Source organism: Mariniflexile sp. AS56 (assembly GCF_030552475.1).
In the GTDB taxonomy this organism is placed as follows: domain Bacteria; phylum Bacteroidota; class Bacteroidia; order Flavobacteriales; family Flavobacteriaceae; genus Mariniflexile.
The window spans coordinates 25,624-46,522 of the sequence record NZ_JAUPED010000008.1; the positions used below are offsets into that span (position 1 = coordinate 25,624).

At 31.4% G+C, this 20,899-nt stretch carries 19 protein-coding genes; 2 read left to right on the forward strand and 17 right to left on the reverse strand.

The features are described 5' to 3' along the window. Positions 1-25: 25 nt before the first annotated feature. A complete protein-coding gene (locus tag Q5N74_RS10915) occupies positions 26-901 on the reverse strand; it encodes a DUF808 domain-containing protein (RefSeq protein WP_304388839.1) in 876 nt (291 codons plus the stop codon). A gap of 12 nt (positions 902-913) precedes the next feature. Next, a complete protein-coding gene (locus Q5N74_RS10920) occupies positions 914-1,657 on the reverse strand; it encodes a phosphatidylcholine/phosphatidylserine synthase (RefSeq protein ID WP_304388840.1) in 744 nt (247 codons plus the stop codon). A 198-nt stretch (positions 1,658-1,855) separates the two neighbouring features. Between Q5N74_RS10920 and Q5N74_RS10925 the strand changes: the two genes are divergently transcribed. Together Q5N74_RS10925 and Q5N74_RS10930 are read left to right on the forward strand one after the other, a co-directional pair. Next, the gene (locus Q5N74_RS10925; RefSeq protein WP_304389041.1) at positions 1,856-2,842 is read left to right on the forward strand and encodes a PorV/PorQ family protein; all 987 of its coding nucleotides are present in this window, start codon (positions 1,856-1,858) and stop codon (positions 2,840-2,842) included. Positions 2,843-2,852: 10 nt separating this feature from the next. Beyond that, positions 2,853-4,028 carry a DUF4105 domain-containing protein gene (locus Q5N74_RS10930; protein ID WP_304388841.1) on the forward strand — a complete coding sequence of 392 codons (1,176 nt, stop codon included), beginning with the start codon at positions 2,853-2,855 and terminating at the stop codon, positions 4,026-4,028. Between the two features lie 74 nt (positions 4,029-4,102). Here Q5N74_RS10930 and Q5N74_RS10935 read toward each other — a convergent pair whose 3' ends face one another. The 15 genes from Q5N74_RS10935 to Q5N74_RS11005 are packed head-to-tail and all read right to left on the reverse strand — an operon-like array spanning position 4,103 to position 20,899. Continuing rightward, positions 4,103-5,494, reverse strand: coding sequence for an exopolysaccharide biosynthesis polyprenyl glycosylphosphotransferase (locus Q5N74_RS10935; RefSeq protein WP_304388842.1), 1,392 nt, complete (start codon positions 5,492-5,494; stop codon positions 4,103-4,105). A 57-nt stretch (positions 5,495-5,551) separates the two neighbouring features. Then, the gene (locus Q5N74_RS10940; RefSeq protein WP_304388843.1) at positions 5,552-6,562 is read right to left on the reverse strand and encodes a glycosyltransferase family 4 protein; all 1,011 of its coding nucleotides are present in this window, start codon (positions 6,560-6,562) and stop codon (positions 5,552-5,554) included. A 19-nt stretch (positions 6,563-6,581) separates the two neighbouring features. After that, positions 6,582-7,964 (reverse strand): O-antigen ligase, encoded by a 1,383-nt coding sequence (locus tag Q5N74_RS10945; RefSeq protein WP_304388844.1) that lies wholly within the window; start codon positions 7,962-7,964, stop codon positions 6,582-6,584. A 1-nt stretch (position 7,965) separates the two neighbouring features. Next, positions 7,966-9,042, reverse strand: coding sequence for a glycosyltransferase (locus Q5N74_RS10950; RefSeq protein WP_304388845.1), 1,077 nt, complete (start codon positions 9,040-9,042; stop codon positions 7,966-7,968). Then, complete coding sequence (locus Q5N74_RS10955) at positions 9,039-10,154, reverse strand: glycosyltransferase family 4 protein (RefSeq protein ID WP_304388846.1); 1,116 nt, start codon at positions 10,152-10,154, stop codon at positions 9,039-9,041. The genes Q5N74_RS10950 and Q5N74_RS10955 overlap by 4 nt, the downstream gene beginning before the upstream one ends. Continuing rightward, the gene (locus Q5N74_RS10960) at positions 10,154-10,705 is read right to left on the reverse strand and encodes a serine O-acetyltransferase (protein ID WP_304388847.1); all 552 of its coding nucleotides are present in this window, start codon (positions 10,703-10,705) and stop codon (positions 10,154-10,156) included. The genes Q5N74_RS10955 and Q5N74_RS10960 overlap by 1 nt, the downstream gene beginning before the upstream one ends. Then, positions 10,706-11,713: a glycosyltransferase family 2 protein gene (locus Q5N74_RS10965; RefSeq protein ID WP_304388848.1), complete on the reverse strand. Its 1,008-nt coding sequence runs from the start codon at positions 11,711-11,713 to the stop codon at positions 10,706-10,708. A 1-nt stretch (position 11,714) separates the two neighbouring features. Further along, positions 11,715-12,740 carry an exostosin family protein gene (locus Q5N74_RS10970; RefSeq protein WP_304388849.1) on the reverse strand — a complete coding sequence of 342 codons (1,026 nt, stop codon included), beginning with the start codon at positions 12,738-12,740 and terminating at the stop codon, positions 11,715-11,717. Then, a complete protein-coding gene (locus tag Q5N74_RS10975; RefSeq protein ID WP_304388850.1) occupies positions 12,741-13,541 on the reverse strand; it encodes a glycosyltransferase family A protein in 801 nt (266 codons plus the stop codon). A gap of 3 nt (positions 13,542-13,544) precedes the next feature. Then, positions 13,545-15,071 (reverse strand): glycosyltransferase family 2 protein, encoded by a 1,527-nt coding sequence (locus Q5N74_RS10980; protein WP_304388851.1) that lies wholly within the window; start codon positions 15,069-15,071, stop codon positions 13,545-13,547. Further along, positions 15,068-16,213: a glycosyltransferase family 4 protein gene (locus tag Q5N74_RS10985; protein ID WP_304388852.1), complete on the reverse strand. Its 1,146-nt coding sequence runs from the start codon at positions 16,211-16,213 to the stop codon at positions 15,068-15,070. The genes Q5N74_RS10980 and Q5N74_RS10985 overlap by 4 nt, the downstream gene beginning before the upstream one ends. A gap of 1 nt (position 16,214) precedes the next feature. Further along, on the reverse strand, positions 16,215-17,165 hold the full coding sequence (locus tag Q5N74_RS10990; protein WP_304388853.1) for a hypothetical protein: 951 nt from the start codon (positions 17,163-17,165) through the stop codon (positions 16,215-16,217). A 20-nt stretch (positions 17,166-17,185) separates the two neighbouring features. Then, entirely contained in the window at positions 17,186-18,646 is a 1,461-nt protein-coding gene (locus Q5N74_RS10995; protein ID WP_304388855.1) for an MBOAT family protein, read from the reverse strand. Positions 18,647-18,676: 30 nt separating this feature from the next. Then, positions 18,677-20,071, reverse strand: coding sequence for a UDP-glycosyltransferase (locus Q5N74_RS11000; protein WP_304388856.1), 1,395 nt, complete (start codon positions 20,069-20,071; stop codon positions 18,677-18,679). A gap of 6 nt (positions 20,072-20,077) precedes the next feature. Beyond that, complete coding sequence (locus Q5N74_RS11005; protein ID WP_304388857.1) at positions 20,078-20,899, reverse strand: polysaccharide pyruvyl transferase family protein; 822 nt, start codon at positions 20,897-20,899, stop codon at positions 20,078-20,080.

Sequence of the window (20,899 nt, forward strand, 5' to 3'; positions counted from 1 at the left end):
ATACTTTCATTCTGATTGAATCGTCTTATTTTTTAAAACTTTCAAAAATCTTACTGAAAACTTTAACAACTATAAGCGCCAAAAGCCCCACCAGAAGTCCTACAATCGCATCTTTTATAAAAGCAGGCATAGATTCCATCAAGTGATGAAAAAACTCAATATTATGAGTAAAAATACCTCCTGCAACCAAAATAAGAGCAACGGTTCCTATTACAGACAAACTTTTAATAACTAAAGGAAGCGCTTTTACTAAAACCGTTCCAATGCCAAAAAATAGCCCTTTTTCAGAATTGCTCTTTTTTATAAGTCGGTAACCTAAATCATCCATCCTAACAATCAACGCAACAATACCATAAACGCCAATAGTTGCAATGATAGCCACAATAGAAACCACCAACACTTGAAACAAAATAGGGCGACCTAAAACGGTTCCTAAAGCAATTATAACTATTTCAATAGACAAGATAAAATCAGTAAAAACAGCCGATTTAATCTTCTTTTTTTCTAGCAACAACACCTCTTCTTCTGAAAGACTAGCTTCTTTAATCGTTGCAACATCGTGTTTATGAGGCACAAAAAACTCTACTATTTTCTCAACACCTTCATAGGCTAAATAAACCCCACCTAAAATCAAAATTAAGGTAACAGCCCAAGGTAAAAAGGAACTCAGTAAAAAAGCAACGGGTAAAATTATCACCTTATTTAAAAATGACCCTTTTGTTATAGCCCATAGAACAGGTAATTCTCTGGATGACACAAAACCAGTGGCTTTTTCAGCATTCACCGCTAAATCATCACCTAAAATACCTGCTGTTTTCTTAGTGGTTATTTTACTCATTACCACTACATCGTCCATAAGTGCAGCAATATCATCTAATAATGCAAAAAATCCTGAAGCCATTCTATCTGTAAATTATTTTAATTTGGAAGAAACATTGTCTAAAACAGACATGCCTATGTAAAGTAGTATAATAACGGGTATTGCTGCAAATTGAAGTACAATTAAAAGTACCACACAAAGCATGATAAAAATATATCTAGTAGCATTGGCTTTAAAACCCCAATCTTTAAACTTGAGAGCGAATAACTTAATACCCGCGTTTAGCAAGTAGCAACTTAATGCTGTTAAACCTATTAAAAACCATTTATTAATAATAATGGAATTTATTACATCACTATTTTGAAACTCTAAAATTAACGGTAATGAAACAATTAAAAGTGTATTCGCCGGCGTTGGCAAGCCTTTAAAATAGGTTTGTTGATCTTCGTCTATATTGAATTTCGCTAATCTATATGCTGATGCCAGTGTAACACATAAACCAACTAAGGGTAGTAGCGGCAAATCGAATCCAAAGCTTGATGTTCCCCAACTATCTGATGTCTCTGGAGCATCAACGGTCAAACTAAGCAGTTTATACATAATAAGTCCTGGTACGAGGCCACTCGTTACCATATCTGCCAAAGAATCTAATTGAACCCCCAATTCACTTTGTACATTCAGTTTTCTGGCAGCAAACCCATCAAAAAAGTCAAAAAATATACCCAAAAACACAAATAAGGCTGCAGCAATAAAATTGTTATTAACTGCAAAAATCACAGCAATGCAACCACAGAAAAGGTTTAATAAGGTTAAGGCGTTAGGTATATAGTGTTTCATAGTATTTTTTTAATGTTGTAAAAATAGCAAACAATTTTCGTCTAAAGCAATATCTATTATAAATTCAAGTTTATAGGTTTATAAATTATGTGCATCTTTGTAAAAAAATTGCGATTGAGATCTTATTTTACTGCTTTGCTTTGCGTTATAACCGCATCTGTATTTAGCCAAACCGTTCGAAAATATTCCAACGAGTTCATGAATATTGGTGTTGACGCTGCAGCTTTGGGTATGAGTAGTGCTGTTACGGCAAACACATCCGATGTCAATTCTGGGTATTGGAACCCCGCTGGTTTATTAAAACTAGAAGACAATCAATTAGCTTTAATGCATTCCAGCTATTTCGCTAGTATTGCAAATTACGATTATATAGCATTCGCAAAACCTTTAGATGATAGAAGTAGTATTGGTGTTTCATTAATTCGATTTGCGGTAGACGACATACTAAACACCACCCAACTTATTGATGAACAAGGCAATATAAATTACGATAGAATTAGTTTATTCTCTACTGCCGATTATGGATTAACCATTTCCTATGCACGCGCATTGCCTATTGAAGGATTAAATTATGGTGTAAATGCCAAAATAATACGCCGAGTTATAGGTGATTTTGCCTCCTCTTGGGGATTTGGATTTGATGCTGGTGTTCAATTTGAAACTGATAACGACTGGAAAATTGGTATCATGGCACGTGATATCACAACCACGTTTAATGCTTGGGCAATTAATAAAGAAGCGTTTAAAAAAGTACAAGATGCTGTTGAAGGACAAAATCAAGAACTACCCGAAACTACTGAAATTACCATCCCGAAACTACAAATTGGCGTTTCTAAATTATTCGATTTTCATTATGATTACAGCCTTTTAGCCGCCGCCAATTTAAATGTAAGGTTTGAAGAGAATAATGATGTGTTTTCATCATCAGTCGCAAGTATCAATCCTGCTCTAGGCTTTGAATTTGGGTATATTGATATGGTATATTTACGAGCTGGCCTTGGTAATTTTCAAAATGAAACACAAATTGATAATTCACAACAACTTAGTTTTCAACCTAGTTTTGGTGTAGGTTTTAAGTACAATGGTATTCAAATTGACTATGCTTTCACTGATATTGGCGACCAAAGTGTGGCTTTATATTCAAATGTGTTTTCATTAAAACTTGATTTCAGCTATTTTAGATAATCTGAATTTTATGCAAAAAAAACTACTCTTTTTATGTCTCTTTTTATTTGTTGAAATAATACAAGGCCAACAAAACATACTTTCTGAACAAGCCGAAATTAGCGTTCTAACCATTGGCGCTGGTACTTCGTTGAATGATGCCTTTGGACATAGCGCTTTTCGAGTAAAAGACCCCGTTAAAGGTGCTGATTTGGTTTTTAACTATGGCGTGTACGACTTTGAAACCCCTAATTTCTATTTGAAATTTGCACAAGGGAAACTAAATTATTTAATTGGTTTCAATTATTATGAAGACTTTTTTGAAGCTTATATTTCACAAAACAGAACCATTCAAGAACAGGTTTTAAACCTTTCTTCAGTTGAAAAACAAAAATTATTCGACTATTTATTAAACAATATAAAACCAGAAAACCGAGGTTATTTATATGATTTCTTTTATGATAACTGTGCAACTAAAATAAAAGATGTTACTAATATTCCTTTAAACAACGCAATTGTTTTCAAAGAACCCAAAGATTTTAAAGAGCAAACATTTAGAACGTTGATTCAAAATAATTTAAATAATAACTCTTGGGGAAGTTTTGGAATTGATATCGCATTAGGGTCTGTAATAGATAGAAAAGCAAAAACGGAAGACCATATGTTTTTACCAGAAAACATTTATAAATTCTTTGAAGTCGCAACTATAAAAGGTAATAACGAATCGTTGGTTAAAAAAAGCAACGTACTTTATAAAAAAATGGAAATCCCCACTCCCACTCAATTTTTAGGGAGCCCAATATTTGTGTTTGGTATTTTTGGTCTATTCATTCTTTATATAACCTACAACGACTTTAAAAAGCAAAAACAGACTATTTGGTTGGATGTTACTTTATTTAGTATTACCGGGCTTATAGGGGTTCTTATTCTGTTACTTTGGTTTGCTACAGACCATAAAGGGACACACCAAAATTATAACTTACTTTGGGCATTTGCACTGAATATTTTAGTAATAGGGCAATTATTTAAACAAAAACCAAGTAGATGGTTTGTTAAATACTTAAAGCTTCTAGTAATTCTTTTATGCTTACTAACCCTTCATTGGTTTATGGGTGTACAAGTATTTGCAATAGGTTTAATTCCTTTATTAATAGCACTTTTTGTTCGGTATATTTATTTGATTAAAATTCACTCTCAAAGACTGTAAACTCCAATTTATCAATTAATTATCATCTTTAAAACCGAATACACGACGACTGTTCTAAGGTGTTTAGCACTAAATTATTGCCCTCTATAGAATATCATTGTACTCAAGGTTTTAATAAGAATATTGGCATCCAACAAAAAACTTCGATGTTTAATATAATATAGATCATATTGTAGTTTTAATAAACTATCATCAACCGATGATCCATAGCGTGTTTTTACTTGTGCCCAACCGGTTAGCCCTGGTTTTATAATGTGCCTGGTTTCATAAAAAGGAAGGATTTGGGATAGCTGTCTTACAAAATGTGGTCTTTCTGGTCTAGGGCCAATCAAACTCATATCACCTTTTAAAATATTAAGGAATTGAGGAAACTCATCCAATCTAGAATTTCTAAGAAACTTACCGAATGGCGTTATTCTGGAGTCATTCTTTTTCGCCCAAACAGCTCCCGATACTTCAGCATTTTTAACCATGGTTCTAAACTTAACTATACTAAAAATATTCCCATTGCATCCTATGCGTTCTTGTACATAAAAAAGGGATCCCCGATTCCCTATAAGGTTTCCTAATAAAACGAAGGGTAAGAACAGAAACCCTATAAAAATCCCTAAAATTGAAACAAGGATATCGAACAAACGCTGGAAAAATAAATAAAGTTTATTATGGTTACTTCTACTGAAGGGAAAATATTTATAAAAATCTTTACCTACAAATTGAACAGGTACACGTTGCATCATATCTTCATAAACCTGAGTATATTCCTTAATAGGAAAACCGCCTTCTAAAAGAGTGATAAGATCCCTATAGATTTCTGCTGTGATGGATTGTGAATTGTAACTTGCAATTACAATTTCAGATATATTCTCATCTTTAATTACTTGATAAATTTGCTTCGGACTGTATTCAATAATACCTTTAAACTTAATTTTATCTGATTTCTTCTTTTCACAATTAATAAACCCTACAATTTTATAATTAGGATCGGCATGTTTAAATGCCTCTGTAATACTTTGGATATTCGCTGTTTCTCCTACAAGAAGCACCTTTTTGTAAAAACGAGGCGACACAATAAACGTTAAATAAGCAATTCGCCATACAAATAAAGCGAACAAGATTGCGAAGTAGAAATAAAGAATTTGCAACCTATTGTCGGGCAAAACAGGTGTAAAAAAGGGTGTTAAAAAATAAAACAAAACAGTGATAGACACTGTAAAAACAATGCTTGTCGCTATTTTTTCAATTTTACTGGATTTTTGTAAATCGTATAGTTCGAAAATAGTTCCAAATACTGAAATGTACACAAAAAGCACAAAGGCCCAACGCCAATTTTCCTTGGTAATGGTGAAATAATCAAATTCAAACGTATTACTTACAAAGTATAAAACAACAAAAATAGAAACGACATCGAAAATTCGTAATAAAATTTTACGTTCTGAAATTTCGAAATGAATCCCTTTTTTTGACATGAATAATTTTGATTTGAGAGATGATAAAGATAGTAAGTAAATTAACTAAACTACTATTTATTCCAAGACACTAATCCATAAGTTTTTAACAATCTCCCAATCGTAACTTTCTACTTTTTTTCTAGCTTTCACGGCTAATTGATCTGTTTTAATGGGGTCTAATTGAAAGTTTTTAATGGCTGATACAAATTCCTTTTGGCTATTGGGGTTTACTAAAATACCGTCTTGATTATGGTCAATTAAAAATGGCATACCACCTACATTTGTAGAAATAACGGGCAAGCCTAAGGCCATCGCTTCTATGACACTGACTGGCATATTATCAAAATTAGTGGTGTTAATAAAAACGTTACAATCTTTAGAAAGTTCTATCCATTCCAACTTAGACAATTTCCCTGTAAAATTAACAGGTACATTTAATTTTTTAGCATATTTTTCAGTTTTTAAAAGTGAACCATCATTATCTGGCCCAACCATACAAAGCGATGCTTGAATGCCTTCATCTAAAAGTGATTTTAAAATTTCTACTGCTAAAATCGGATTATAAATATCTGAGAATGAACGCACCCAAAGCAATTTAACAGATTCATATTTACGCTTCTTAACAGAGTATTTTTCAATATTAATTGAATTAGGAATATGCACTAAATTGGAATATCCGTGGGTTTCAAATTCAGATTTAATATATAGAGAAGGTGCCACATTTATATGTGCATACCGAAATATAGATTTACATAATTTTGTATTTGTTTTTAATCGATTTGGTAAGTTCCCACCATGTAAAATCGGTATATATTTTAGGTTTAAAATTCGACATAATTGACTGCACAAATACCCGTAATAAAAATTTGATGTGCTATAAGTATCTATTAAAACGTAATCTACTTTTGTAGCATATTTTAGAATAGCCAAAAGCATATCAATAAGGCGTAACAGCTTATTATTTTGGTTTGAATAAGCAAAAACCGTATACCCTTCTAAGTTTAAGTTTTTGCTCAAAGTTTCAATAGTGGTTTCTGTTTTACCACTATTCGACAATTTATTCCCTATGTATAGGAGGTTTTTCATCAGCTTTTATTTAAACCTTTTAATTGTTAGACCTCACTTCTTTTGAATTTCCATTTTTATCCTTAATATTTTTAGGTTTACCCGTTTCATAAGTTATACTTAATAAGCAAAGTCCGTACAAAAAAGCAGGCGCTGCAATACGCATTGAAGAGTGATTAATGGTGAGCAACCAAAACAAATAACATGAATAAAAAAACATGTTACTCCTATTTCGTAAACGTAATATTAGGGGTGTTAAAAGCATTATTGACAAAGCAAAGACACCAAGTAAACCATGTTCTGATAAAATACGACTCATTTCATTATGAGAAGCCGCCAAAACACCTTCCTTTTTTTCTCGTAACTCTTTTATTTTACCTACCCCGATACCTACAAATGGATTGTTTAAAAATTCGTTTAATTCAAAAGAAACCAAATCGGTACGTCCCGTAGTAATATCTTCTTTCTCTCGTCCCAATGCATCCTGGTTCGCATAACGCTTGTCGATAAAACCACTGGTTTGTAGCGACGAATATAACCAAATGGAAAAAATAACCCCAACGAAAATTAGTAACATTCTACTAATTCTTAATTTATTAAAAACATTAACCTTTCTAAAGTAAAAAAAAACAAACGCTGCAATCATAAACAAGGCCGTTATAACACCTCCACGACTAAAGGTTATAATCGCCCTATAACTCATAATAAAGAAAAAACCTACATTTATAGCTTTAAAAAACATGGAAGGTGATTGCGAAAAAAAACGCACGGTAAAAACAAACATTCCCAAGCCTAAAACAGTAGCCACTTGGTTTGGTCCAAAACCACCAGAAGCTGCAAAATTAGAGCCTGTACCTGTAATGGTATCACGAATACTCGGATTAAATAAAAACAAATAAGTTGTGGTTGCAATTAATGGTAGAGCCATTGTGAAAAACACTTTTTGAATGTTATTATAACTCACTTTCAACTTATAACAAAAAATTGCAACAATACCCAAACAAACAGGACCACTTAGATTAAAAGTAATTGCCGTTCGTAACGTCGTACTTTCAGTCACATTAAACGCTGCAACAAATATGCCTGGAATAAGCAGTAAAAGATAGATTATATATACAATTGGTTGACTACGCTGCCTTATAGTAAACAACCCTATAAAACAAAACACGATTACAGCGTACTTAGATGCTTCATATAAAAAACTACCGCCTGTCATTCGCACTAAAACCTCTGCCCCTACGACATAAGCACAAGCCATTAAAACCTTTAATGCTCGATTTGATGGCTTAGTTTTAAATATCTGGTTTGTGAAATAAACCAAAATACCTAGAAAGTAAATTTTTGATAAAGAAGTAGAGGCATAAATAATAATTCCTATTAAAATATGTAACCCTATAGCTTTTATGTAATTACTGTTCTTCAAATTAATTGCAAATGGTATTGTAAACGTTTAAAATGGTCTTTATTTGTGATGCTTCGGAATAATTGTTTTGTATGTGTTGGTTATATTTTTTAGCAAAAGCATCTCTTAATTCCTTATTTTCAATATACAGAATTAATGCTTTTGAAAGTGCTTCGAAATCTCCTGGTTCAACTAATAATCCATTAAAATCATTCGTAATAACTTCTGAACATTCTCCAACAGAAGTTGTAACAACTGCAAGTCTAGCTAGCCCATACTCTAACAAGCTTAAAGGTAAACCTTCAGATTTTGATGCTAACACCCCTATGTCGCATTGAGATAATATATGAAACGTATCAGATTTGCTTCCGTATATAAAAACATTATTTTCTAGTGTATTATTTAACGCAAATGACTTTATGGCTTCCGAATAATCATCACCAAAATGTTTACCAACTACATGCAAACTCCAATCACTGTGCTTTTCTAAAATTACTTTAAATGCTTTCAATAAAGTAAGATGATCTTTTTGTGCGCGTAAATTAGCCAAACAAATTATACGTTTTCCTTTTTCACCATATAATGTTGTTTCAGAAAATTCATTGTTAATGACAGCAACATTTGGTAAGTAACTAACATCTTTAGATTTAAGATTTGATATTGCCCACTTCTCTAATCGCCTGTTAACACTGAACACATGTGCAAAACATGAAGAACATACTCTTAAAATTTTAAACTTTCTATTTTCTAAAAACTCACTGTTTCCATAGTGATCGTGCCAAACAACCTGTACACTACTATGAAACATTTTAATAATAGTCGCTAAAAAAAACGATGATGAATGTGCGTGGATAATGTCTATTTTTTCCGCTTTTACATAATTACTAAACGTCAAAATAGATTTTAAATCGATTGTAGATTTTTTACCTAAAAACAAAAAATTCACACTTTCATTTATACTGTCTTTTAATAATCCTTCAGCCCGAGTTACACATAAATAAGAACCTTCAATTTTTGTCGACAATGCATTGGCCATATTTACTGCCACACGCTCTGCCCCACCAACTTCCAAAGAATCTATTAATTGTAAAACCTTCATATTTTATGTAACAACTTAGAAATTTCGGCATCAAAAACTTCTAATGTGTATTGTTGAGACCAATTTGATGCTAAATTACTCATCCTTTTTAAAGATGCTACATTATTAATAGCTTTATTGATATCAATTAAAGCCGCGGTTAATTCAGGTTTAACTAGAATCCCTCTGTCTACTTCATTTAACATAAAAGGAATGCATGAAACAGAGGTTGTTATAGGTATCGTTCCAAAAAACATAGCTTCAGCAACGGCTTTTGGCCAACCTTCAGATTTTGAAAGTAATATTAAAAAATGACTACCTTTTAAAGCTTCTTTTATTATTGATTTTTCCTGATTACCATGTAATGATATAAAATCATCTAAATGATTATTGCTAATATATTCCTGAAGTACTTCTTTTAGAACACCTTCTCCATACAAGTCTAACCGCACTTGTTTACCCTCTTTTTGCAAGGTTTCAACTATGTGAATGGCTAATAAAGGTCTTTTTCCTTCTACCAATGTGCCTACAAAAACAAACTTCAACTCATTAGAATAATCTTTAAGTGATGACACTTCAATTTCAGAATTAGCATAAGAAGCTGTAAAAAAAGGTTTTATATTTTTAGATTGATTTTGCCAGTCTCCATAAACAAGAACCTGCATGTTTTTCGTTAAAAAGGTATTACTTAAAATCCATTTTTGAAGTTTATAACTGAAAGGCTGTTTGGCATTGGGATCCCAATTACCAGCATACTTCGCTGTTTTTGGCTTTTTAGGAAATAAAATTTGAACAAAACACCCTAACAACCCAATATTTCCTGGACAACGTAAATGAATATGATCGGCCTTTTTACATGCTTTGAAAATAGCCCAAACAATTATTGGAATTTTTATTATAGATGAAAAAACACTTTTTAATGAAGTAAAAGCTATTGATGGAATAGAAATAACCGTTGGTTGCTTTTTAAACGTCTGCAATAATAACCTGTGATGGTATGTTGTAGGCGATACTATCACTACATCATCAACATACTTGAACCAAATATCCATTTCTTTCACATAGGGTGCGTAGGCAGCATACAGATGATTCTGTTGTAAAGTTGGAGCATTCGTTATTACTAAAAACCTCATTAAATATAGTCTTTAGATGTATTATTATTAATTACAATGGCGGGTACGCCCATAACGGTTGCGTTTGGTTCAACAGAGCTAACAACCAATGAATTCGCTGCAACAACGCAGTTATCTCCTAAAACGATCTTCCCTACAATTACAGCATTAGCCCCTATATAAACGTTATCACCAATTACTGGAACGCCACGTTTTTCGCCTCTTCCACTTACACCGATAGTGACACCTTGTGAAATATTACAATTATCGCCTATAATGGCCGATGCGTTGATAATAATACCACCAAAATGCCCTATATAAAAACCAGAACCAATTTGAGCTGTATAAGAAATAGAAATACCAGTAAGAATTTCTATTATTTTTTGCCAAATAACGGCAAATACTAAAAGTAGCTGCTTTATAAAACGGGGTGTTCTACTATTATAAATACTATTAGATATACGATAAACACATAAAGCCCAAAGCCCTTGATGAGATAGTACTAAAACAATAGCTAGTTTGTTGCCACTATATTTTTTATACTTTTTTATATCAGAATAAAACTTTCCCATCTAATTTTCAATCCTAGGTTTATTAAAAATTAAAGATAACCATCCTACAACTCTCCCCAAACTTTCAGTTAAGGCTTCTTTCCTTTTTGTTGTATTTAGAATATTTGTAAAACGAATAAGTGTTAATAATATAACTGTAGCATTCCATTTTAGAATGGCTTTCATTTCTGGATTTGGATATTTAACACGCCATACATACCAACCATTTCTAACCACCATTTTACCATACTTATATTGATTTGGTCTACCTAATGGTTCGTGATAATGAAATAATTTAGCGTTTGTTGCTATCACATTTTTTCCGAATTTTAAAGCACGAATACTAAAATCTGCGTCTTCATATAAACCATATCCCTCAAAATAAGTTGAAAATTTTATATTCTTAAAAACAATTCTTTTAAAACTAAATGACATGCCTACCAACAAATCAACTTCATGATTTTTTCCAGTTAATGGGTAACTATAGGTTCTACCATGTGAAAAAGAAGGCATAACACTAGGGTTAGCATATGACTGTAAATTAAAATAATTCCTTACTATATTCCGTAAACTTTCCTTAATAACATAATTCTCAAATTTGTAATACTTGCTTTTTGGATAAGTAACTTTTTTATCCATTAACTTCCATCTATTTTCATTAATAGCGACACCTCCTACTCCCACAACATCAGGATTACTATTAAAAGCAGCTATTACCGCTTCAAAATAGTCTGTTTCTAAAACCGTGTCATCATCCAAAAAACAAACAATCTCCGTTTCATTTTGAATCAAATTAACACCGTAATTACGCTGCTTTGTTAATCCTCTATTTTCATCATCAACTTTAAAATATTTTAAATTTTTAAATGAATTTTCTTTTAAAATAATGTTTGTTTCGTTATTGGTAGACCCATCAATAATTAAAATTTCATTAGGATAAACAGATTGGTTTAGAACTGATTCCAGTAACTTAATGAGGGACTTAGGCCGCATATAAGTACAGATGATAAGTGAAAATATTTTATCCATGTTAATTCATCTTTTTTAGAAACGTATCGTGTATTTCAATAAAATAAGACGGACGCCTAAAATAAGACTCCCAAAGTTTTCTATTGCTTATTTGAAGTTCTTGAAACCCTTCATGGTTATATAAATTATGAAACGTTAGTATTTGTTGTTCTAAAGATTCCTTTTTTCTATCGTCTAAAACTACAATATGTTTTGACCAATCGATACTATCTTCTAAAGGTAACCTACAGTCGGTGTTCAACAAAACAGGAATACGCCCCACTGCCAAGGTTTCATAAAATCGCACTGAAAAATTGCCAACGCCTCGACTACAAAATGTATAGGCATTATTAAATATATTGTTGTAAAACTCTTGAGTAGATTTTTGCTTATCTGCTTCAGTGTGTGCACCAGCTCTATAATTATTCCGCAAAATAAAATTGGTTTTTAAAACTTCAGATCGCTTTAATTTATTTATATACCGTCCTCGTTTTATACTAGACGGATAGAATGGTTGCACGTCTGCCAAAATGAAACCCACACTTCTTTTAACTTTATATTTCAAATGGTTAAAAAACTCTTTCATGTAATTTAAAAACCCAGATTTTGCATGCCCTACAAAACCTATACTTGGTTCCTTTTTTAAAGCAGAAAACCCATTAGGCAAATAACTCAAATAAGGGTCGTTTACAAAAGAAGGCATTGTTAAGGTCGAATTGGTTAACGTACTATTAAAACCCCCTAACCTAAACGTATAACTGTTTTTTATATAGGTTGTAAAACCGTAATCGCCAGCAGTGTAAATCCAAATAGGTTTATCATGCTTTTTTGCTAATTCAAGTAAGTTTTTAAAAGGTTTTGCGTGCTTTATAAACTGAGAATAATCAATAGGTAATACAACAATCTCACATTCTACAACCTCATCAACTAACTTATAATATTTTAATAACTCCGCGTTTTTTAAAAAGTGTAAATCGAATAATAACGGAAATACGCTTTTGCGGAATTCTTCAGTTAAAAAATTAGTATCGGTGTAAATTTTCAGCATTTAGTGTGTCTTAATTTTTCTACCGTTTTCATATGAAATCAACCCTCTTTTGCTGTTACTATAAAAAGCCCATTCAAAATACAACCTAAAAGCTCTAGCTAATTTGATTATAGATTTATTAACTTTCACTTTTGAATTCGATGTTTGAAATTCATTAACCAAAATAGACTGACTACCTTCTATAGTTGAAGCAAAAGAAGTATTGGTAATCGCTATTTTAGCCTTGGAATTACAAATTCTGATACTATACTCGGTTTCACCATAACGTCCCGATGTACCTTCAAGATAATAACCAAACTCGTTATAAAACTGCCTTTTTGTTATAAACGGATGGTCGCTATATCTATAATAATTTTGCTTAAAATTCTTAAACGAGAACCTTGGAATTAAGGAAACAGCTTCCGTTAACTTAATAAGCTTATTAAATTTGAAATTTGACGTAAACCTTACTATATCAACCAGTTTAGCATTAAGCAACTCGATACATTCAGGTAAAACCGTATTAATTTGGAGATTCAGCTTAAAATCTTCCTGACAATAAATAACATATTCTCCCTTACAAGCTTTAAGACCTTTATTAATATTTGATGCCAAACCCTTATTTACATCTGATAAAACCAAGGTATCAATTCCATAAGATTGAATTAACTTCACCGTATCCATTTCACTGCCATCATCACTTACTACAATTTCTACATTTTCAAAATGGGCGTCACGAATGGCCTGAATACACTGCAACAAATCTATTGGCCTGTTGTAATGGGTAATTAAGATACTTATTAGTGGCCTGCGTTCTTCCATAAACTATAACTTTTTAGCCCAATAAAGGCTTGCACTCCACTTAATTTTGAATGCTTTTACAAAACTCCAATAATTAAAGATAGATTCCTTTTTAATTAACCTTAAAAACAAAACTAACTTATAATTTAAAAGCTGCTTTTTGGTATAATGTTTCAAGAAAGCATACATTACTGTTGGTGACGGTTTAGGCTGAATTACCTCATCATCCCACAACTGCTTTAATTTGGTTCTAAACCCACCAAATGGCGCTTTAAGGTGTGTAATTCTAATATCTGGACAGTAAACAACATCAACCCCTTTATTACGTAATGCCATACCAAAATCGAAATCTTCGCCATAGCCAAATTCTAAGGCTAAATTAAAGCTTACTTGATTTAAAAATTCGGTTTTCACAAAACTACTTCCAGAACCAAAAATTCCTGTTTGATGAACCTGACTCAAAGTAGGTTCTTCCCCCACCTGAAGACATGCGGTTGTAACAGCAACAATACCAAACTGATTGGCTTTATCAAATACAGATTCTATTAAATTTTCGACAAACCTATTATCATCATCATTAAGAAAAACCCATTCACTTTCCACTTGTTTTTGCGCGATGTTCCTAGCATTACAAACGCCCGTTTTATGCGTAAAAGTATGCTTGATATTAAAAGGCCAGCTTTCCGTAGTTAAAAAATCTAATTCTGTAACACTTTCAGGTAACGGGTTTTGTTCAACAATAATTACGTTTTTTGGAAGTACGGTTTGATTTGATAAATCTTTTAAAACATCATATAAATATTTCTTTCTTCCAATGGTAGGGATAATAATATCCATCTCTTTTTTAGAAACAACTTTATTTGTTGATTGAATAGTAGCTTCCTTTAATTTTAAAATGATTCTTTTATAAAAAATTGATTTTAGCAACGGCAACAAAATCACTTTTCTTTCAAAAATAGCATAACATAAAAAAAGCATCCATACCCAAACCCATTTATAATGTTGCTTTACAAATTTGAATAATTCATGTTTTGAAATCTCTTGAACCTCCACTAAAACAGAAGGTTTTTCTATCAACAATTTAGGTTCCGAATAACAAAACACGCCTTCGGACATTGTTAATTTCGCCATGGAAGTTAGAAAATAATCAAAATTTTCAAATTTGATTACCTCTTTAGTAATTGAATTTAAAAATTGAGCAGAAACGCCACCAACATCACTACTCATCAACCAAGTTGGATAACATACCTCCTTATTCACATTAACAAAAACGGACTGGTCGATATATCCAATATCATCCGAAATATAATATTTTCCACTTACTGAAAAGGATGCCAAAATCTGTTTATGATGAAAAATAACATCTAAATCAACTTTATTTATATACGACACATAGGCTTCATGGCACCAAAGAATTAATTCTTCAGGATGCTTTATAGCGAGCTCGAATAAAGTAATTGATATAGATGCCTTTATTTCAAAAGCAACCTCCTTAAACTCACTGTTAAGGACTTTTAATATTGTATTATCTCTGTGTATTAAATAAATCATTCTATTATAGATTTATAATAATCAATATTAATGTCTGCAATTTTATTGATATCAAACAAGGCTTCTACTTTTTCTCTTGCTCCACTACCTAGTTTCTCTGTCAACAATGTATCATTTAATACTTCTAAAATACGTTGTGCATATAATTCTATATTGGATGGATTTACTAAAAAGCCATTCACGCCATCATCAATTAATTCTTGCGCCCAACCAATACTCGTATTCACCACTGGTTTTTGCATAGCCATCGATTCGATTGTAACCATTCCTAAAGTTTCAGCAAAACTAGGAAACACACACACATGTGCATTTTTAATATGATTTTTGACTTCGGAATAAGGCACTTTTCCTAAATAATTGACTTGCTTTCTAGCTTCATTGGAAAACAAATTTTCTACCAAGGCATAGGTTGATGATGATCCGGTTTTTAAATCTGGGGCATCATTTCCTATTAATATTAATTGTGCATCAGGATTTGATGCTATTACTTTATTGAATATTGCAACCAGTTCTAAAACGCCTTTTTTTCGTATAATAGTCCCTATATAAAGTATGGTGTTTCTGTTGTAAATCGAAGGGGTTTCGTTTTCAAAGTCTTTTAACTGCAAACCATAGTGAATGGTTTTAATTTTCTTTTTGTTTAAACCGAAAATTCTCTGTGTTTCGATACCCGCGTATGTTGTGGGTGCTATATAAGCCGAAGCACCTTTTAATGCCAACTTCTCAAATAGAAAGTTTTTAAATTTTTGTTTGCGCTTATCGAGTTTACAAAAATAGGCGTCACTACCATGAAACCGTATTACTAATGGTACTTTAAAACGCATGAATGCAGTGATACCTGTCCAATCTGGAGCTTCTAATAAATCAATACCTTCTTCTTTTACGACACTATTTACATACCAATTAAGCTGTTTTCTGTAATGGTACCAAGTAAATAGTTTGTATCTTTTTTTTGAAATTAAATGAATAGTAACTCCTTCATCTATAACAATCACATCTTCTTCTTGATGGTATACAAACACTATAACCTGAACGCCCTTTTCGACTAAAGCAATGGCCAAGTTTTTAATGCTTGTGCCAATACCCGCCGCATGGGATATCTTAGGATGTGGGTATTCGGAAGTAATAAAACCTAGCTTCATTTTAATGATTTACATTTAATAAAAAATACTTCATAATATAATCTCCCATTTTTTCAGAAAAAGCCATTGATCCTTTTAAATTCAAATGAGATTTGTCATAAAAATTAGTTTTATCAAAAGACAGGCTATCTCTTAAAAAGTTAACGTAATAAATATTATTTTTAATTGCTATTTCTGAAACAATACTATCTACAAATTTTCTTTGCTCTTTTTTATAATTATCCATTTCATAATATTGAGGAGACCAAACTAAACAAACTTCTATTTTATTTAGTTTACAAAAGTGAATAATTTCATTTAATTCATCAATCCCTTTAAAATAAGCTATCGAATATGCTTTTTCAACTGCATTATCGGCAAGGATACGTTTTCTGAATATATTCCAATTATTTTCATCCCATGGCTTATCTTGTGGTTTATATCCATTATAAGAGTTCTTACAATTCGATTCACCTGCAATTAGTTTAATTTTTTTAATAATCTGCATTTCATAACCACGGTATTTATACATGGGTATTAATTTTTCATGATAAAAATCCTTATCAACTTCTTTTGCTACTTCTTGATATTCATGCTTATTTGAATAAGGTAAATATTGAAATTTTTCAAATAGATTTTTTGAAGTTCCTAAAACACTTTTATCTATATCAATTACTAATAACTTTGGTAATTTATTTCTATTAACATAAGCTTGCCATCTTATTTTTAAAATGTTTAGAGGCGTTCCACTTAATCCTAAATTATAAACTGAGTGCTTCGTTTTATTTTCAATAATTATCGGGCTATAGTGTGCTTCGGCTCTTGAATTCCCTAAAATAACAATGTCTGATTTTATCTTTCCATTAAATACTTTATTCCAAGTATTATCACATACACTTTCATTATCTAAAACCCTGTCCAAAACCAATTGAATTATAAATAATACGGAGTAAAACAATAAAAAGCCAACCACTATTTTAACAAGAAAATCTCTCAAAATTGAAAATAAATAAACGAATTAGCATTATTATTAGTTGATAAAATTATAGCTAGAATTCCAATTAGATAAATAAATGGTTTAAATATTCTATCATGTAAAAAGTTATTATTATCCACAAAAACATGCGATTTATTTCTATAAATCCAATCAATAATAACAAAAAATATAAGATAAAAAAACAACACTTTAATGCTATGACCACTTAATTGTAGATGACCTAAATCAAAAAAATTAGATTTTTTAAAGATATTATTAATATATATAAAAGCCATGGATATATTGTCTGACCTAAAAAACACCCAAGCAAAAACAGTTAGCGAAAAGGTTATAAGTATACCTAAAAAATCTAGCAGTCTGCTAAAAAATGAATTTTTAAATAAAACAATTTTATTTAATTCCAAAGATTTAATAAAAAATGAAGGTAAATAATAAACTCCATTTAGTGCTCCCCAAAAAACAAAAGTCCAATTAGCACCATGCCAAAACCCACTAACGATAAAAACAACAAAGATATTTCTAATTACAATAATTGTTTTTTTTCTTGAACCACCTAATGGCAAATATAGATAATCTCTAAACCAAGTTGATAACGATATATGCCATCGTCTCCAAAATTCAGGAATATTCTTGGAGAAATAGGGTGTTCTAAAATTAGTCATTAAATCAATACCAAAAAATTTAGAAACACCTATTGCCATATCTGAATACCCAGAAAAATCTCCATAAATCTGAAAGGCAAAAAGAACTGCTCCAATTATTAAAACACTTCCCGAGCTATTTGAATAGTTAGCAAAAATGTCATTAACAAAAGGTGCACAAGAATCTGCTATAACAATTTTTTTAAACAGACCCCACAAAATAAGTTGAACACCTTCAATACCTTTATTATATTCAAATTTCCGCTTTTTATAAAACTGAGGCAACAATTTTGTTGCTCGCTCAATTGGTCCAGCTACCAACTGAGGAAAAAAAGAAACAAATACTGAAAAAGCTATAAAATTCTTTACAGGTTCCAGTTTTTTTCTATAAACATCGATAGTATAACTCAATGTTTGAAACGTATAAAAACTAATTCCAACGGGTAATATAATATGAAGCGAACTAGAACTAATTGGATGTCCGAAAAATGAAAATACCGTTATAAAATTATCTATAAAGAAATTGTAATATTTAAAGAAACCTAATAATCCTAAATTAACAAATACACTTATTAGCAATAAAGCATTCCTTTTTCTTAAATGGGACTCTTTTGATAAGTAAATTCCAATAAAAAAATCGACAACAGTGCTAAACGATATTAAAAACAAAAATCGCCAATCCCACCAACCATAAAACACATAACTTGCTAGTAGCAATACAAGGTTTTGATGATTACAACTTTTTTTGGCAACAAACCAGTGAAGTATAAATACTATTGGTAAAAAAATCGCAAAATCAAGGGAATTAAAAAGCATTCAGTATATTATTAATCTTAAAAAAATAATTTAGTTTAAAATTTTATTTAAAGATTCCCAAATATTTCCTGAAGCTTTTGTTGGTGTTTTACCAGCCACAACTTCAAACCACTTTAACCCTTCTTTTACATTGGATAATTTAGCATCTAGAATTTGTTTTACTAAATTTTCTAAGTCATTTTTATCTGTACAAAAAACAGCGGCTTTATCACTTGGCATACTTCTAAAATGGACATATTTATAATTCTGACCAATATCCCGGATGCCTTTTTGTAACTGAGGTTGTTCATAATTATAATATATACAGGCCTTATTATGTGCTACAAAATCAAATACGGTAGATGAGCAAACATTAGTAACAAACTCACTATGTTCACACACATTATACAACATTCTAAAATCCTCCTTTGCTGGCAATACCTCGTTCCACATGGTACCAACTTGTTTCCAAATAGGGTCTAAAACTTCAATAATGTCTTTGTTTGCCTCAATAACTGCATTGTACCTTTTCGTAAAATCTACTGGACATTTCCTATAAATGACACCTAAATTATATCCTTTAGAGTTTAAGCCTCGAACTGCATTTGTTAAGTCTTCTAAATAATATTGATCTAATGGTGAGGTTGTTTCATCATCACCAGAATAACAGATATATTTTTTATTAATATCAAGTCCATACTGTTTAAAGAAAGCTTCTCTACTATCCTTTAAACTAGTATCAAAATGAGGTTCAAACTGGGGCGTACCTGTAACAAAAACTTGTTCAGCTTTCACAAATGGGTAATATTGTAGCACTTGTTGTTTCATTAAATCGCTCCAAACAAAATAATAATCGGTTTCTACTACTTGCATCGCTTTTGGGACATTATCCCACGAATAAACAAAGGCTACCGTTGGTATTCCCAAATCTTTTGCTGCCAACAAAGCACTTATAGATTGTGTTGAACGTTGCGTCGTGCAAAACACCAAATCTGGTTTATGCTCCAATAACTGCGCTTTACAATAGTTGTATTTAGATGTTGAACGCTCTAAATCATTTATCTTTTTTCGAATACGTTCAATGCCTTTTTCAGAATTATTTAAACCTATTAAAACTTTGGTAAAAACACTTTTGAATGTGTTTTTCAGTCCGTTGTAATTAAACGGAAACTTGTAAGTTGGATATACTTCATCATTAAACTTCTTTTCAGACACGTTTAATTCAATGCGCTTTCGAGCTCTAGAATATAAAGGCGTTAATGGATGAATTTTATGATTTTCAATTTTAACTTCATTAAAACCCAAATTATCTTTAAGTGAAAAAACAGTATTATTCCAATAATGGATGTCATACCCCATGTTTTCACCAATCTGTTTAAAATCTGTAAATGCAAAGTTTCTTAAACCAACACCATCAGGAAAAAAAACGAATACTTTCTTTTTCATATTTTATTAGGCTTTAAATGGACAAACCGACATTAAGTTAGAACACAATGATTCTATTTTACCACTTTTAGGAATGGATTCTACGCCAGTAAAAAGGCCAAGTAACTCCTCTATATTCATTTTCTCTTCTTTCATTTCTAACTTATAATTAGGAATTTCAACCGATTCAAAATAATCTTGGTATTTTATATCGTCACCAAAAACATCATTAGAAAATTTTTGCCAAACAGCAGGAACGCCATAAGCATGTGCCACAATAACACCATGTAATGATGATGATACGATTTTCTCACATCTCAAAAATTCATTGGTGGTTTTTTCAACATCATTCGTCATTAAATCTATCAATAAAATAGATCGTTCATCCTTATAAAATGCTTCCACTTTTTTAAAATCTCTGTAATGCGGAATCACACCTATTTTAAATTCTTTATCTATTTCTGGATTGTAATACTTTGGCAATAACAAGGCTGGATCACCATACACCTCAGGAACGTTGTACCCTTGGTTTAATAAATGTTGCCGTGTTTGCGGGCCTCGAACTGCTAAAAACGTTGCGTTATTAACGGTGTATTCTTTTGATATAATCCCACTTCCCCAAACTATACATTTGCTATTTACGTGGGCTAAAATACTACCAATGGTTACATAAATGGGGGATAACAAATTGTGAATTGAAAACGTTGCGGGTTTCGCCCAAACCACTTTTTTTTGAGATATTTTTTCAACCAGATACCTCCCTAAAAGATCACCATAATTTTCTTTAGATTTTTTTTGGATTTTTATCTCATTCCACCAAAACAATCTAATTCTATTTGAAAATAACAT